Source organism: Elioraea tepidiphila DSM 17972, from assembly GCF_000378465.1.
GTDB lineage: Bacteria > Pseudomonadota > Alphaproteobacteria > Acetobacterales > Acetobacteraceae > Elioraea > Elioraea tepidiphila.
Genome location: NZ_KB899932.1, coordinates 39,892 through 54,482 on the forward strand (window position 1 = coordinate 39,892; position 14,591 = coordinate 54,482).

At 72.2% G+C, this 14,591-nt stretch carries 14 protein-coding genes and 1 pseudogene; 7 read left to right on the plus strand and 8 right to left on the minus strand.

The window, feature by feature from the left end:
* Positions 1-29: 29 nt before the first annotated feature.
* Genes F563_RS0116490 through F563_RS0116505 form a run of 4 tightly spaced genes read right to left on the minus strand, consistent with a single transcriptional unit; the run spans position 30 to position 2,922 of the window.
* Positions 30-665 (minus strand): ribonuclease HII, encoded by a 636-nt coding sequence (locus F563_RS0116490; protein ID WP_019015793.1) that lies wholly within the window; start codon positions 663-665, stop codon positions 30-32.
* Entirely contained in the window at positions 662-1,363 is a 702-nt protein-coding gene (locus F563_RS0116495) for a tellurite resistance TerB family protein (protein ID WP_019015794.1), read from the minus strand. Before F563_RS0116495 ends, F563_RS0116490 begins: the two co-directional genes overlap by 4 nt.
* Positions 1,364-1,391: 28 nt before the next feature.
* The gene (gmk, locus tag F563_RS0116500; protein WP_019015795.1) at positions 1,392-2,021 is read right to left on the minus strand and encodes a guanylate kinase; all 630 of its coding nucleotides are present in this window, start codon (positions 2,019-2,021) and stop codon (positions 1,392-1,394) included.
* Positions 2,014-2,922 carry a YicC/YloC family endoribonuclease gene (locus tag F563_RS0116505; protein ID WP_026299657.1) on the minus strand — a complete coding sequence of 303 codons (909 nt, stop codon included), beginning with the start codon at positions 2,920-2,922 and terminating at the stop codon, positions 2,014-2,016. Before F563_RS0116505 ends, gmk begins: the two co-directional genes overlap by 8 nt.
* Positions 2,923-2,964: 42 nt before the next feature.
* On the opposite strand from F563_RS0116505, the gene F563_RS0116510 reads away from it, so the two are divergent.
* Positions 2,965-3,753, plus strand: coding sequence for an SDR family NAD(P)-dependent oxidoreductase (locus F563_RS0116510; RefSeq protein WP_019015797.1), 789 nt, complete (start codon positions 2,965-2,967; stop codon positions 3,751-3,753).
* A 3-nt stretch (positions 3,754-3,756) separates the two neighbouring features.
* On the opposite strand, the gene F563_RS0116515 is transcribed toward F563_RS0116510, so the two are convergent.
* On the minus strand, positions 3,757-4,701 hold the full coding sequence (locus F563_RS0116515) for a mitochondrial fission ELM1 family protein (RefSeq protein ID WP_035575481.1): 945 nt from the start codon (positions 4,699-4,701) through the stop codon (positions 3,757-3,759).
* Between the two features lie 39 nt (positions 4,702-4,740).
* Between F563_RS0116515 and F563_RS0116520 the strand changes: the two genes are divergently transcribed.
* The 6 genes and pseudogenes from F563_RS0116520 to F563_RS22990 all read left to right on the plus strand — a co-directional run bounded on the left by F563_RS0116520 (position 4,741) and on the right by F563_RS22990 (position 9,559).
* A complete protein-coding gene (locus F563_RS0116520) occupies positions 4,741-5,460 on the plus strand; it encodes an orotate phosphoribosyltransferase (protein ID WP_019015799.1) in 720 nt (239 codons plus the stop codon).
* Positions 5,461-5,493: 33 nt separating this feature from the next.
* The gene (locus F563_RS22985) at positions 5,494-5,757 is read left to right on the plus strand and encodes a hypothetical protein (protein WP_019015800.1); all 264 of its coding nucleotides are present in this window, start codon (positions 5,494-5,496) and stop codon (positions 5,755-5,757) included.
* Positions 5,754-5,936 (plus strand): annotated as a pseudogene (locus tag F563_RS25980) (type II toxin-antitoxin system RelE/ParE family toxin); the annotation flags it as partial. The gene F563_RS22985 and the pseudogene F563_RS25980, both read left to right, overlap by 4 nt.
* Positions 5,937-6,018: 82 nt before the next feature.
* Positions 6,019-7,674 carry a peptide ABC transporter substrate-binding protein gene (locus F563_RS0116530; RefSeq protein ID WP_019015801.1) on the plus strand — a complete coding sequence of 552 codons (1,656 nt, stop codon included), beginning with the start codon at positions 6,019-6,021 and terminating at the stop codon, positions 7,672-7,674.
* 59 nt (positions 7,675-7,733) lie between these two features.
* Positions 7,734-8,678: an ABC transporter permease gene (locus F563_RS0116535; protein WP_019015802.1), complete on the plus strand. Its 945-nt coding sequence runs from the start codon at positions 7,734-7,736 to the stop codon at positions 8,676-8,678.
* A complete protein-coding gene (locus F563_RS22990) occupies positions 8,675-9,559 on the plus strand; it encodes an ABC transporter permease (protein ID WP_019015803.1) in 885 nt (294 codons plus the stop codon). The genes F563_RS0116535 and F563_RS22990 overlap by 4 nt, the downstream gene beginning before the upstream one ends.
* 3 nt (positions 9,560-9,562) lie before the next feature.
* On the opposite strand, the gene F563_RS0116545 is transcribed toward F563_RS22990, so the two are convergent.
* From F563_RS0116545 to F563_RS0116555, 3 genes are read right to left on the minus strand one after another with little or no spacing between them, the layout of a single operon-like run.
* On the minus strand, positions 9,563-11,248 hold the full coding sequence (locus F563_RS0116545) for a hydantoinase B/oxoprolinase family protein (RefSeq protein ID WP_019015804.1): 1,686 nt from the start codon (positions 11,246-11,248) through the stop codon (positions 9,563-9,565).
* 13 nt (positions 11,249-11,261) lie between these two features.
* The gene (locus F563_RS0116550; protein ID WP_019015805.1) at positions 11,262-13,328 is read right to left on the minus strand and encodes a hydantoinase/oxoprolinase family protein; all 2,067 of its coding nucleotides are present in this window, start codon (positions 13,326-13,328) and stop codon (positions 11,262-11,264) included.
* Complete coding sequence (locus F563_RS0116555) at positions 13,325-14,590, minus strand: hydantoinase/carbamoylase family amidase (RefSeq protein WP_019015806.1); 1,266 nt, start codon at positions 14,588-14,590, stop codon at positions 13,325-13,327. Before F563_RS0116555 ends, F563_RS0116550 begins: the two co-directional genes overlap by 4 nt.
* Position 14,591: the final 1 nt, after the last annotated feature.

The following is a 14,591-nucleotide window of genomic DNA, read 5'->3' on the forward strand; positions in this document are numbered from 1 at the left end:
GCGCATCCTGCGAATCGGCGGACTCCGCGTCAATCGCGCAAACGCGCGGCCTCGACGGGCGCGAAGCCGCGCCGGTGATGCGGGGTCGCGCCGAGGGCCATCAGCGCGGCCCGGTGCGCGGCCGTCGGATAGCCGCAGTTCGCCGCCCACCCGTAAGCGGGCCAGCGCGCGGCGAGCCGCCGCATGGCGCGGTCGCGCAGCACCTTCGCCACCACCGAGGCGGCCGCGATGGAGAGGCAGATCCGATCCCCGCCGACGACGCAGCGCACGGCGCAGTCGAAACGCGGGCCGCGATTGCCGTCGATCAGGATCATGTCGGGTGCGGGCGAGAGCCGCGCGACGGCGCGCCGCATCGCCAGATAGGTCGCCTGGAGAATGTTCAGCCGCCCGATCTCGGGCACGGAGGCCGCGCCGACCCCGATCGCGACGCGCCCCGCCTCGCGCGCGTCATCGAGCAGGCGATACGCCGTCTCGCGCTGCGCCCCGCTCATGCGCTTGCTGTCGTCGATCCGTCGCGCGAGCTCGGCACCAGGGGGCACGAGGAACATCACCGCGGCGGCGAAGACCGGTCCGGCGAGCGGGCCGCGGCCCGCCTCGTCCACACCGGCGATGCGGCCGGCCGCCGCTGCCTCCTGCTCCAGCACCAGGTCGGGCCGGCGCCTCATCCGCTCGCGTGCGCGGCCGCGGCCTGCTGGTCGAGCGCAGCGCGCAATCCGGGATCGAGGTTCAGCCGGTGCGCCAGCGCATCGAGGAAGGCGCGCTCGGCCGGGTGGTCGGGCGTGGCGGCGAGCCGGGCGGCGAGCCAGAGTTCGGCCGCCTGCTCGGGCGTCGCGGCCGCGGCGGCGATCGCCGCCGGGTCGGACGGCGCGTTCATCGCCTGGAAGATCGCGGCCTTCTCCTCCGGCCCGAGGCCCGCGCGCTCGACCGCCTCGAAGATGCGCCGGCTCTCCTCGGCATCGACATGGCCATCCGCCTTCGCCGCGCCGATCATGCCGCGGATGAGCGCGAGCGCGAAGGGCTGGCCGTCGGCGCCCATGGTCGCATGCGGCAGGAAGCGCGCATCCGTCGCGGCGATCTCGGCCGGAAGCGGCGGCGCGGTCGGCGCCGCCTGGCCCTGCTGCCAGGACTGCCAGGCGCGGTAGGCGAGCGCGCCGAGCGCGGCCGCGCCGCCATAGCGCGCGACCTTGCCGGCCTTACCGCCCACCAGCAGGGCCAGCAGCCCGGCCCCCGCCGCCGCGCCGGCGAGGCCCCCGGGCACGCCCATGCCGGCGAGCTTCTGGTCGGCGTTGGAGAGGGCGCCGGCGGCGCGGTCGGCCGTGCCGGCGCCGAGGAAACGGTCGAGGAGGGCCTTCGGGTCGATCATGGCGCGGAAGATGGCTTCCCGCGGGCCGTTACGCCAGCAGCCCCGCGACGAAGTGAGCGAGCCCGGTCTGGCGGCTGCGCTTCAGCCGTTCGGCCGCCAGGATCGATCGCACGGCGCCGACCGAGAGATCGAAGTCGCGATTGACGATCACGTAGCCGTACTCGTCCCAGTGCGCGATCTCGGCCGCGGCCCGGCTCATGCGCCGCGTGACCGTCGCGTCATCATCGAGGCGCCGCGCGCGCAGCCGCCGTTCGAGTTCCGCCATCGAGGGCGGCAGGATGAACACCGACACCACGTCCTCGGGCAGCGCTTCGCGAAGCTGGCGCGTGCCCTGCCAGTCGATGTCGAACAGCAGGTCACGCCCCTCGGCGAGCGCGGCCTCGACCGGCGCGCGCGGCGTGCCGTAGCGCGCGCCGAACACCTCGGCGTGCTCGATCAGCCGGCCCTCGCGCACCGCGGCAAGGAACGCCGCCTCATCGACGAAATGGTAGTCCTTGCCGTCCGTCTCGCCCTCGCGCGGCGGCCGCGTGGTGAGCGAGACCGAGAGGCCGAGATTCGGGTCGGTCACGCGCAGCGCCCGGCCGATCGAGGTCTTGCCCCCGCCCGAGGGCGAGGACAGCACCAGCAGCAGGCCCCGCCGCGTGATCCCGTCACTCAAGGTTCTGCACCTGCTCGCGGAACTGCTCGATCGCCGCCTTGAGCGCGAGCCCCGTCGCGGTCAGCGAGGGCGCGGCCGCCTTGCTGCACAGCGTGTTGGCCTCGCGGTTGAACTCCTGGGTGAGGAAGTCGAGCCGCCGCCCGACCAGCGCGCCCTCGGCCAGCAGCGCGCGCGCCTGGGCGAGATGCGCGTGCAGCCGGTCGATCTCCTCGCGTACGTCGGCGCGCGCGGCAAGCAGCGCGACCTCCTGCGCGAGCCGCTCCTCCGGCAGTTGCGGCACCTGGTCGAGCAGGGATCGCAGCGCCGCGGTGAGCTTGTCGCGGAGTGCGGCGGGCTGGGTGGCGGCGTCGGCCTCGGCGGTGATCACCAGCGCCTCGATCTCGTCGAGCTTGGCCGCCAGCACCGCGCCGATGCGCGCCCCCTCCTCGCGCCGCGCCTCGGCCAGCGCCTCGATCGCGGCACGGAAGCTCGCCGCGATCGCGCCGCGCCGCGCCTCCTCGACCGCCTCGTCGTCCTCCTCGGCAGCCGGCGCGCGCAGCACGCCGGGCAGCGCGAGCACGGCCTCGGCACTCGGCGCCGGGGCATCGGGGATGCGGCCGCGCACCTCGGCGATCAGCGCGAGCGCGGCGTCCAGCGCGGCGGGATCGAGTGTGGGCCGGGCCGCGCTCTCGTCGCGCCGCACCGTCAGCGTCGCGGACACGTTGCCGCGGCGCAGGTGCTTCTGCGCCACCTCGCGCAGTGCGGGCTCGATCGCGTCGAGCCCGTTCGGCAGGCGGAAGCGGAGATCGAGCCCGCGTCCGTTCACGGACTTCACCTCCCACACCCAGGCGATGCCGTGGCCCTCGCCGCGGTGGCGGGCGAAGCCGGTCATCGAGGCGAGGTGCGGGGAGGGGGCGGGCATGGGGTGGCGCCTTGTAGCCGCGAGGGGCCAGGATGGGAAGCGATGGCCGACCTGCCGTTCCGCTCCGTGCTCATCACCGGCGCCTCCTCGGGGCTCGGCCGCGCGCTCGCGCTCGCCTGCGCGCGCCCCGGCACGGTGCTGCATTGTTCCGGCCGCGATGCCGCGCGCCTGGCCGAGCTGGGGCAAGCGGCGCGGGCGAAGGGCGCCGAGCTCCGCGCGGTCGTGTTGGACGTGCGCGACGCGGCGGCCATGGCGGACTGGATCAACGGCGCCGGCAGGCTCGATCTGGTGATCGCCAATGCCGGGGTCTCGGCCGGCACCGGCGGCGGCGCGCCCGAGACGCCGGCGCAGACGCGGCTGCTGGTCGAGACGAATCTGCTGGGCGTGCTGAACACGGTGCATCCGGCGCTGGCCGCCATGCGCGCCCAGGCGCCGGGGCCGGACGGCGTGCGTGGCCGGATCGCGGTGATCGGCTCGATCGCGGGCTTCGTCGCCGCGCCGGGCGCGCCGACCTATTGCGCGACCAAGGCCGCCGTCGATGCCTGGACGGTGGCGACCGCCGCGGTGGCCGCGCGCGACGGGGTGGCGATGACGAGCGTCTGCCCCGGCTACATCCGCACGCCCATGACGGCGGGCAACCGCTTCCCCATGCCCGGGTTGATGGACGCCGACCGCGCCGCCGCGATCATCCTGCGTGGGGTTGCGCGGGGGCGGCGCCGGGTGGTGTTCCCGTGGTGGCTGGGGCTCGCGGCGCGGCTCGTGGGCGCGCTGCCGCCGCGCCTCTCGACCGCGCTGCTGGGGCGGCCGGAGGGCAAGGCGCCGCTGCCCTGAGCGTCAGTCGAGCAGTCCGCGGGCGCGGATCGCCGCGGCGACGCGGTCGGCCTCATCGAGCGGTGTGACCGGGAAGGGCGCGGCAGCAACCCGGAGTGGCCTGGCCCGTCCGGCATTCATCAGGCTCTCGATCATCCGCTCGTGCCGGCCGCGCTCGCGCGTGGCGACGAACACCGGCGCGGCGGTCGCGCACGCCTCCGCCAGCATCGACACCGAATCGCCGGTCACGACGATCGCGTCGGCGAACGCGAGGTAGCCGAGATACGGGTTCGGCCCCGCGTCACCCCAGCGGAACAGGCGGTGCGGCCGGTCCGCGAGCGCCGCCGCGATCAGCGCCGTCGCCTCTGTCCCGGTGCGCCGGCTGGTCGTCACCAGCAGCGACGCGTCGGGGAAGCGGGCGAGCACGCGCGGGATCAGCCGCGCCGCCGTCCCGCGATCGAGCCCCTCGGCGCGCACCGGACCGCCAACCAGCACCGCGACGCGCGGGGAGGGGAGTGCCGCGAGCTCAGCCCATTCCGCGCGCGCCTGCGCCAGCACGGCGGCGGAGACCCGGTGGCAGGCGCCGACGATCTCGATCACGTTCGGCGCCGGGCGGGGCCGGTCATGCCGGCCGAGCACCAGCAGGTCGAACCGCGCGGCGCCGAAGCCCGGCCGCATCGCGTGCACCGTGCGCACGCCCCGCTGGCCGAGCCACAGCGCCACCGGCGCCGACCGACGCCCGGCCGAGATCACCAGACGCGGCCACGGGGGCACGATCCGCGCCCGCGACGCCGCGTCCAGTCCGGCGAGCGTCGGCCACGGCCACGGCACGCGCGCCCACGCCGACCACCCGAGCTCCACCACCCGGAACGGCACACCCAGCCGCTCGGCGATGCCGAGCGCCTGGTTCGCCGTGCCCGCACGCGGGTCGGCCAGCACCCACACTGCCTCGGTTGTGCCCCCGCTCACGCGCGGCTACGTAGGCTGATCCGCTCGAAGGGGACCCGCATGTCCGACCGTCACGCCTCCGACTGGGACCGCGACGCGGCGCTCATCACCGCCCGCATCCTGCTCGACATCAAGGCCGTCAACTTCCGCCCCGAGGAACCCTACACCTTCACCTCGGGCTGGAAATCGCCCGTCTACATCGACTGCCGCAAGATCATCTACTTCCCGCGCGCGCGCACCAAGATCAGCGACCTCGCGGTGGAGAAGATCGGCCGGCATGTCGGCTACGAGACCTTCGACGTGGTGGCGGGCGGCGAGACCGCCGGCATCCCCTTCGCCGCCTGGATCGCCGACCGGATGCTCACCCCGATGGTCTATGTGCGCAAGAAGCCCAAGGGCTTCGGCCGCAACGCGCTGATCGAGGGCGACGTGCCCGAGGGGCAGCGCACCCTGCTGGTCGAGGACCTCACCACCGACGGGCAGTCGAAGATCCGCTTCTGCCAGGCGCTCCGCGATGCCGGCGCGATCGTGAACCACACCTTCGTGGTCTTCTACTACGGCGTGTTCCCCGGCAGCTTCGAGACGCTGAAGGGCATGAACATCGGCCTGCACCATCTCTGCACCTGGTGGGACGTGCTCGAGGTCTGCCGCGCGCACCCGTATTTCAGCGACGCCGCACTCGCCGAGGTGCGCCGGTTCCTCGACGATCCGGTGACCTGGTCGAAGTCGCATGGCGGCATCGGCTCGGCCGAGGAGGCGCGCGCGAAGGAGGAGGCGTGACTGTGCTAGCCTCACCGTGAAGGAGACGGATGCATGAGCGGCATGGTGAAGCGGACCGTTGAACTGCCCGAGCAGGTCGATCGCGCGATCGACCAGTTGGCGCGTGCGCTCGATCGTCCCGCGGACTCGGTGGTCGCCGAGGCCCTTGCGAGCCACGCCGCACAGACCTTCGCCCTCATGGCGCGCTTGGCCGAGGCCGAGGCCGACGCTGCCGCAGGCCGCACCGTCTCGCACGAGGAGGCGATGGCGCGCCTCGACACGCTGATCGCCGGCATCAGGCCCGACACGCCGCGGTGAGCCTGCGCTGGACCGACGGCGCATTGGCGGAACTGCTGGATGCTGTTGCCTTCATTGCCCGGGACAACCCTGACGCGGCAATCCGCATTGCCGAACGCATCCGGCGCAGTGCCGGGCAGCTCCACGGCCTGCCGTTTCTCGGCCGACCCGGTCGGCGACCTGGCACACGGGAGCTGACCGTCGCCGGCACGCCCTACACGATCGTGTACAGTCTGGCCGGCGAGGAGGTGCTCATCCTTCCGTCTGGCATGGAGCACGCGCATGGCCCTACGGACAGCCCTGACCGCCCTCGTCCTGCTCGCCCTACCGGCGACCATCCAGGCGCGCGACCAGCTCACCATCGGCCTGACGCAGTACCCATCGACGCTGCATCCCTCCATCGAAACGATGGCGGCGAAGTCCTATGTGCACGGCTTCACGCTCCGGCCGATCACGACCTACGATGCCGACTGGCAACTGACGTGCATGCTCTGCACCCACCTGCCGACCATCGAGGGCGGCGACGCCGTGCGCGAGACCGCCCCCAACGGCAACCCCGGCATCCGCGTCACCTACCGCCTGCGCGAGAACGCGCGCTGGGGCGACGGCACGCCGATCACCGCCGATGACATCGTCTTCGCCTGGGAGGCCGGGCGCGAACCCGCCACCGGCATGGGGCCCGCCGAGCTCTACCGCTCGCTGCACAGGATCGTCGTCGTCGATCCGCGCACCGTCACCCTGCACTTCGGCAAGCTCACCTTCCAGTACAACGCGATCAACGATCTCCGCCCGTTGCCCGCGCATCTCGACCGCGCGATCTGGCAGGAGGACCCGCGCGCCTACCGCACCCGCACCCTTTACGACCGCGAGCCGACGCGCCCCGGCCTCTGGTCCGGCCCATACCGCATCGCCGCGTTGCAGACGGGCGCCTCCGTCACGCTCGAACGCAACGAGAATTGGTGGGGCGACGCGCCCGCCTTCCGCCGCATCGTCATCCGCACCATCGAGAACACCACGGCGCTCGAAGCTGCGTTGCTCGCCGGCCAGATCGACATGATCGCGGGCGAATTGGGCCTCACCCTCGACCAGGCGATCGCACTCGAACGCCGCGCCGGCCAGCGCTTCCGCATCCACTACCAGCCCGGACTGATCTACGAGCACATCGACCTGAACCTGGACAACCCCGCCCTCGCCGACGCGCGCGTACGCGAGGCGCTGCTGCGCGGCATCGACCGCCGGCAGATCGTCGAACGCCTGTTCGACAACCGCCAGCCGGTCGCGCACTCCTTTGTCAATCCGCTCGACTGGATGCATGACGACACGTTGCCGGTCACGCCCTTCGACCCCGACGGCGCGCGGCGCCTGCTCGAAGAAGCTGGCTGGCGCCCCGGCCCCGACGGCATCCGCCGTAACGCTGCCGGCGAACGCCTGTCCCTCGAACTCATGACCACCGCCGGCAACCGCTCGCGCGAGCTCGTTCAGCAGGTGCTGCAAGGCATGTGGCGCCAGATCGGCGTGGATATCCGCATCCGCAACGAACCCCCGCGCGTGTTTTTCGGCGAAACCGTCTCGAAGCGCCGCTTCCAGGCCATGGCCCTGTTCGCCTGGATCTCCAGCCCCGAGAACGTGCCGCGCACCATCCTGCACTCGACCGAGATCCCGACCGAGGAACGCAACTGGTCGGGCCAGAACTACACCGGCTTCCGCAACCAGGAGATGGACGACCTGATCGAGAACCTGCCGCTCACCCTTGACCGCGAGGAACGCCGGCCGATGTGGCGCCGCGTGCAGGAGATCTACATGACCGAACGGCCCGTCCTGCCGCTGTTCTTCCGCTCCGACGCGCATGTCTGGCCGCGCTGGCTGGAGGGCGTGCGGCCGACCGGACACCTCGCGCCGTCGTCGATGTGGGTCGAACAGTGGAAAGTTACTCAATAACGCAGGGGGCCTCGCCCCCTGCACCCCCGCCCGGGGCCTGAGGCCCCGGACCCCCACTTATGCTCAGTCTGATCGGCCAACGCCTGCTCCAGAGCGCCGTCACCGTCGCCATCCTGTCGTTTGCCGCCTATGCGCTGATCGGGCTCATGCCCGGCGATCCCATCGACCTCGCCATCGCCGGCGACCCGCGCCTCTCCGCCGAGGACGCCGCGCGGCTGCGCGCGCTCCACGGGCTCGATCAGCCGCTCGTCAGCCGCTACCTCGCCTGGGCCGCGGGCGCGCTGCAAGGACAGTTCGGCTTCTCGCGCCTGTTCGCCGCCCCCGCGCACGAGGTGCTCGGCAACGCCCTGCTCAACTCGCTCGCGCTGCTGCTGCCCACCACCATCCTTTCGGCGCTGATCGGCGTCACGCTCGGCATCCTCGCCGCCCGGCGCCCGCGCGGCGCACTCGACTACACCGTCAACGCCATCGCCTTCGCCGGGATCTCGATGCCGTCGTTCTGGCTGGGCATCCTTCTCATCATCCTGTTCGCCGTCACCCTCGGCTGGCTGCCCGCCGGCGGCCCGCCCGACCAGCCGGGCCTCGCCGCCTGGCTGACCCACCTCGCGCTGCCCGGCCTCACCCTCACCGTGCTGGGCCTCGCGAGCTACGCGCGCCAGACCCGCGCGGCCATGATCGACGCGCTGCGCAACCTCTACATCCGCACCGCGCGCGCCAAGGGCGCACCCGAACGCCGCGTGATCCTCAACCACGCGCTCCCCAACGCCTCGATTCCCATCATCACCGTCGCCGGGCTCGACTTCGCCACCCTCGTCTCCGGCGCGCTGATCGTCGAAGCCGTGTTCGCCTGGCCCGGCATGGGCAAGCTCATCTATGACGCCATCCTCGGCAACGACTACAACCTCGCCTTGCTCGCGCTGATGCTGACGGCGATCGTCACGCTGCTCGCCAACCTCCTCGCCGACCTCGCGCAGATCGCGATCGATCCGCGCCTCCGCTCATGAGCAGCCGCGCGCTCGCCCGTTTCCTCGCCCACGGCGCCGGCGCGATCTCGGCGGTGATCCTGCTCGCCCTCGCGCTCGCCGCGCTGAGCGCGCCCTTGGTCGCCCACGCGATGGGCCACGACCCGTTCACGCCCGACCTGTTCAACCGGCTCCAACCGCCCTCGGCCACGCACCCGCTCGGCACCGACGAGCTCGGTCGCGACCTGCTGCTGCGCCTGCTCTACGGCGCGCGCGTCTCGCTCACCGTGGGGCTTGCCGCGGCGCTGGCCTCCGCCGCGATCGGGCTTGCGATCGGCCTCGCCGCCGCCTGGTTCGGCGGGCTGATCGATGCCGTGCTGATGCGCCTTGCCGACGGGCTGATCGCCCTGCCCGCGCTGCCGCTGCTGATCGTGCTCGCCGCGGTCGATCCGGGGCAGCTCGGCCTGCCGCGCGATGTCGCCGCCCTCGACCTGATCCGCATCGTGGTCATCATCGCGATCTTCGGCTGGGTGAAGGTCGCGCGCATCACGCGCGGCGCCGCGCTCTCCATCCTGCGCATGGACTACGCGCGTGCCGCGATCGCGCTCGGCGCCTCGACCCCGCGCCTGCTGTGGCGGCACGTCGCGCCCAACCTCGCCGCCCATGTCGCGGTCGCGACCACGCTGACGGTCGGCAACGTCATCCTGGTCGAGAGCGTGCTGTCGTTCCTGGGCCTGGGCATCCAGCCGCCGACGCCGTCCTGGGGCAACATGCTGGCGAACGCGCAGGAACTGGTGTTCGCCGCCCCGATGGCCGCGGTGTGGCCGGGGCTCGCGATCTTCATCACCGTGGTCGCCACCAACTTCGCCGGCGACGCGCTTGCCGACGCGCTCGATCCGCGCGCGGAGCTGAGTCGCACCTGACGGCTATACGGCCACCCCGTAAAGCCGCGCGGCCGCCGCCGGCGAGACTATCCCGTCCGCGACATCGCGGCGCACCAGCGCCGGATCGCGCTCGCGCGGGTTGCCCATGCCGCCGCCGCCGGGCAGGTGCAGCACCAGCCGTCGCCCCTCGGGGATGATCTGGAACCCCTTGGTGCGCAGCACCGTGCCGTCGTCGAGCAGCACCGCCCCCGGTGCGCCGTCGCCGCCGCCGAACCGGCCCTTCGGTGCGTTCGCGACCCGGTCGAAGATCGCGTTCACCGCGAACTCGGCATCGCCCTTGGTGCCGATCACCATGATCTGGCCGGCGCCACCGCGCGTCCTGCCGGCACCGGCGCTGTCGGGGCGCAGCTCCTTGGTCCAGAAGATCACCGGGGCGACGTTCTCGGTGGCCTCGACCGGCATCGTCCGCACGCCCGATGGGAACGCGATGCCGGAGAGGCCGTCCTTGGTCGCGCGCGCGCCCGTGCCGCCCGAGTTGAAGCTGATGATCTCGAAATCCGGCAGCTTCGCCTTCTGCCCCGACACCTGCGATCCGCCACGCAGCGGGGGATTCCAGAGGCACGACGAACCTTCAGCCGCGACACGCTCCGGCACGGCCTGGGCGAGGCAGCCCATCATCAGGTCGGGCAGGAGCTGCCCGATCACGTGGCGCACGCTCACCGGGTACGGGCGCGGCGCGTTCAGGATGCAGCCCTCGGGAATGGCGATGCGGAAGGGCTGGAGGCTCGCCCAGTTGTTCGGGATCTCGGGCGCCACCACCACCTTCAGCCCGAAGCACGTGTAGGCGCGGCAATAGGCGGGCGGGACGTTGATGCCGCGCGTCGAGAGCCCCGAGGTGCCGGCATAGTCCACGTCGATGGTCGCCTTGTTCACCGTCAGCTTGGCGTGCAGCGTCACCGGCGCCTCGTAGCCGTCGGAGCGGATCTCGGCCTGCCATGTGCCGCGCGGCAGACGCGCGATCTCGGCCTCGGTCGCGCGCAAGCTGGCCTCGAAGATCGCCTCGGCCAGCGGGTCGAGGCTCTCCATGCCGAACTCGTCCATCATCTCGATCAGGCGCTTCGCGCCGGCATCGTTGCAGGCGCACAGCGAATAGACGTCGCCTTCGAGCTCCACCGGCGTGCGGCTGCCCGCGCGCAGGAAGTCGAAGAAGGTCTCGTTCGCCCGCCCCTCCTCGAAGCACTTCACGATCGGGATGTAGAGCCCCTCCTCGAAGACGCTCCGTCCCTCGGGCCCCATGCCGAGCCCGCCGATGTCGATGATGTGCGCGGTGTTGGCGAACAGCCCGACGATGCGCCCGTCCTTGAACGCAGGCGTGACCACGGTGAGGTCGTGCAGGTGCCCCGTGCCCAGCCAGGGATCGTTGGTGATGTAGTGATCGCCGGGCTTCATGGTCTCGGCGGGGAACTTCGCGAGGAAGTGCGCGACCGACTCCATCATCGAGTTCACGTGGCCGGGCGTGCCGGTGACCGCCTGGGCGAGCATCCGCCCCTTGAGGTCGAAGATGCCGGCCGAGAGGTCGCCCGCCTCGCGCACCGTCGTGCTGAACGCCGTGCGGATCATCGTCTGCGCCTGTTCCTCGACCACGGCGATCAGGCGGTTCCACATGATCTGGGTCTGGATCTTCGCGAGCGCGGCGCTGGCGGCCGTCGCGGGGGCCATGTCGGTCATCGGTCGAACTCCCTCAGCCCTGGCTCAGGCGAATGTAGCCGAACCCGTCGATCTCCGCGCGCCAGCCGGGACCGACCAGCGTCGAGGTCTCGTCCTCGGCGATGATCGCGGGGCCTTCGAGCGTCGCACCGGGCGGCAACGACACGCGGTCGTAGATCGCCCACTCCGACACGGCGCCGGTCGTGGTGTCCCGCACGGGTTGTGTGCGCGCGGGTGTGGCGCGGCTGCGCACGGGCGTCGCCTTCGCTGCCGCGACCGGTGGCGGCACGGTCGCGACCGTCACGGCGAAGGACAGGATCTCGACATCCGATCCCGGCACCGGCCGGTCGTAGAACGCCGTGTAGAGCCGGTCGTACTCCGCGCGGATCGCCGTCACGTCCGCCTCGGTCAGCACGCGCGCGGGGATCGGCACCGCGATCTCGTGGCCCTGGCCGACATAGCGCATGTAGCCGAGCCGGTGCTCCTCGGTCGCCGCTCCCTGCGCGCCGAGCGCGACGATCGCGGCCGCTTCCCTTTGCATCTCGGCCAGAAGCGCGTTCACCGCGGCGAGATCGAAACTCGCGAAGCGCTGGTAGAGGCTCTTCACCACCTCGTAGGCGACGGGTGCCCGCAGGAAGCCAATCGCGCTGCCCACGCCGGCGCCGGACGGCACGAGCACCTGGCGAATGCCGATCTTCTCGGCCACGCGATAGCCGTGCACGGGGCCGCCGCCGCCGAAGGCGATGAGCGTGCGGCCGTCAAGGTTCTTGCCGGACTCGATCGCGTGCACACGCGCCGCGTTCGCCATGTTCTCGTCCACCATCTCGACCACGCCGAGGGCGGCCATGGCCGGATCGAGCCCGAGCTTCGATCCGACATGCGCCTCCAGCGCCGCGCGCGCCGCCTCCGGGCGCAGCGCGAGCTTGCCGCCGGCGAAGCGGGCGGGATCGTAGCGGCCGAGCGCGAGATTCGCGTCCGTCACCGCGGGCTTGTCGCCGCCGCGGCCGTAGCAGGCCGGCCCCGGATCGGCGCCCGCGCTCTCCGGGCCGACGGCGATCCGCCCCAACGCATCGACATGCGCGATCGAGCCGCCACCGGCGCCGATCTCCACCATCTCGATCACGGGAATGCGCAGCGGCAGCCCGGAGCCCTTCTTGAACCGCCCGACCCGCGCGACCTCGAAGGTGCGGGACGCCTGCGGCCGGTAGTCGTCGATCAGGCACACCTTCGCGGTGGTGCCGCCCATGTCGTAGGAGAGCACATCCGCGATGCCGCATTCGCGCGCGATCGTCGCCGCGAAGATCGCCCCGCCGGCGGGGCCGGACTCGACCAGGCGGATCGGGAAGCGGCACGCGGTCTCGACGGTGGTCAGTCCGCCGCCCGACAGCATCAGGAACAGCGGGCAGGTGATGCCGAGGTCCCGCAGCCCGCTCTCCAGCCGCGTGAGGTAGCGGCTCATCAGCGGCTGCACATAGGCGTTGGCGACAGTGGTCGAGAACCGTTCCCACTCGCGCATCTCCGGCGAGACCTCGGAGGAGAGGCTGATCGGGACGTCGGGCAGCTCCTCCGCCAGAATGTCGCGCGCGCGGCGCTCATGCGCGGGATTGACGAAGGCGTGCAGGAAGCCGATCGCGATCGCCTCGACGCGTTCCGCCTTCAGAACCGGCACCAGCGCGCGCAATCCGGCCTCATCGAGCGGGCGCAGCACGTGGCCCTCGTTGTCGAGCCGCTCGCTGACCGGCAGGCGCAGCCGCCGCGGCACCAGCGGCTCGGGCAGCACGATCTGAAGGTCGTACTGGTCGTAGCGCGCCTCGTTGCCCAGCGCGAGCACGTCGCGGAAGCCTTCGGTCGTGATCAGCGCGGTCTTCGCCCCCTTGCGCTCGATCAGGGCGTTGGTCGCGAGCGTCGTGCCGTGGATGACCAGCGCCAGGTCCGAGGGCGTGACTCCGGCGTCCGCGAGGATCGCGCGCACGCCCTGCATCACCCCTTCCTCGGGTGCGGCCGGAGTGGTCAGCACCTTGGTCGTCCAGCGCCGGGCGCCGTTCTCCAGCGCGAGATCGGTGAAGGTGCCGCCGATATCGACGGCGAGACGCACGCTCACGAGGAGGCCTCCGCCATCCAGCGCTGCAACACAGCCGTTGCCTGCGCGAAATCTTCTATCCGCATGTCCTCGTCCGGGTTGTGGCTGCCGTTCTGGTTGCGCACGAAGATCATCCCCGCCGGGATGCCGGCGGCGGCGAAGGCGGCCGCGTCATGACCACCGCCCGAGGGCATCACCTTGTGCGCGATGCCGAGATCGCGCGCCGCCTTGGCCAGCCCCTCGCGCACGCCCTGGTCCATCAGCCCCGGCTGCGAGTCGCGCTCGGGGCCCAGCTCGAACCGCACGCCGCGCCGCGCTGCGATCTCCGGCACCATGCGGTGCAGGGCGGCGAACAGCGCGTCGCAGTTCGCGCGATCGACGCTGCGCACGTCGAGTTCGAACCGCGCCTCACCCGGGATCTTGGTGAACCCGGCCTCGGCCGTTGTCGCGAGCACGCAGAAGGTGCAGACGAGTTCGCGCCCCATCGCATCCAGCCTTGCCCATTCCTCGTCGAGCCGATGCGCGAGTTCGGCGAGCGCGATCGCGGCGTCATGGCGGTACTTGCGCGGCGTCGCCCCCGAGTGGTCGTACTTGCCGAGCACGCGCGCGGCGCGCAGGCGGCGCGAGCCTGGAATGCCGGTGACGATGCCGACGGGAATCCCCTCGACATCCAGCACCGGCCCCTGCTCGATGTGCAGCTCGACGAACGCCGCGACGGTTTCGCGCGTCAGGCTCGCGCGGCCGGCGCGCGCGGCCTCGGGATCGAATCCCTCCTCGGCCATGTGCTCGGCCAGCGTCCGTCCGCTGTCCTGGCGGCGGATGTCGAGCTCCTCCGGCGCGAGCCGGCCGAGCGCGCCGCGGCTGCCGGGATAGGAGGTCGGGAACCACGACCCGGCCTCCTCGGCGCGGATCGCCATCACCGTCACGTCACGACCGGGCGTGAATCCCGCGCGCACCATGCCGGCGACCGCCGCGAGCCCCGCGACTACGCCGGCCGCGCCGTCGTAGTTGCCGCCGCGCACCACACTGTCGAGATGGCTGCCGACGATCACCTGCGGCGCGGCCCTGTCCACACCAGGCAGGGTCAGGAACCGGTTGCCCATGTGATCGGTCGCGATCTCCAGACCGATCGCCTGCGCCTCGGCCAGCACGATCTCATGCGCGATCCGCTCGCCCCGACCGTAGGCCTCGCGCGTGATGCCGACACCGTCATGGGTACGCACGCGCAGCGCCTCGAAGACGCGCGCCGCCAGATCGAGGTCCGGCGTCAGGTTGGCAAGCATC

Excerpts from the sequence above, each read along its gene's own strand:
- F563_RS0116530 (WP_019015801.1), top strand. The coding sequence starts at position 6,019 with ATGGCCCTACGGACAGCCCTGACCGCCCTCGTCCTGCTCGCCCTACCG.
- F563_RS0116510 (WP_019015797.1), top strand. The coding sequence starts at position 2,965 with ATGGCCGACCTGCCGTTCCGCTCCGTGCTCATCACCGGCGCCTCCTCG.
- F563_RS22990 (WP_019015803.1), top strand. The coding sequence starts at position 8,675 with ATGAGCAGCCGCGCGCTCGCCCGTTTCCTCGCCCACGGCGCCGGCGCG.
- F563_RS0116545 (WP_019015804.1), bottom strand. The coding sequence starts at position 11,248 with ATGACCGACATGGCCCCCGCGACGGCCGCCAGCGCCGCGCTCGCGAAG.
- F563_RS0116505 (WP_026299657.1), bottom strand. The coding sequence starts at position 2,922 with ATGCCCGCCCCCTCCCCGCACCTCGCCTCGATGACCGGCTTCGCCCGC.
- F563_RS0116495 (WP_019015794.1), bottom strand. The coding sequence starts at position 1,363 with ATGATCGACCCGAAGGCCCTCCTCGACCGTTTCCTCGGCGCCGGCACG.
- F563_RS22985 (WP_019015800.1), top strand. The coding sequence starts at position 5,494 with ATGAGCGGCATGGTGAAGCGGACCGTTGAACTGCCCGAGCAGGTCGAT.
- F563_RS0116520 (WP_019015799.1), top strand. The coding sequence starts at position 4,741 with ATGTCCGACCGTCACGCCTCCGACTGGGACCGCGACGCGGCGCTCATC.
- F563_RS0116535 (WP_019015802.1), top strand. The coding sequence starts at position 7,734 with ATGCTCAGTCTGATCGGCCAACGCCTGCTCCAGAGCGCCGTCACCGTC.
- F563_RS0116555 (WP_019015806.1), bottom strand. The coding sequence starts at position 14,590 with ATGCTTGCCAACCTGACGCCGGACCTCGATCTGGCGGCGCGCGTCTTC.
- F563_RS0116490 (WP_019015793.1), bottom strand. The coding sequence starts at position 665 with ATGAGGCGCCGGCCCGACCTGGTGCTGGAGCAGGAGGCAGCGGCGGCC.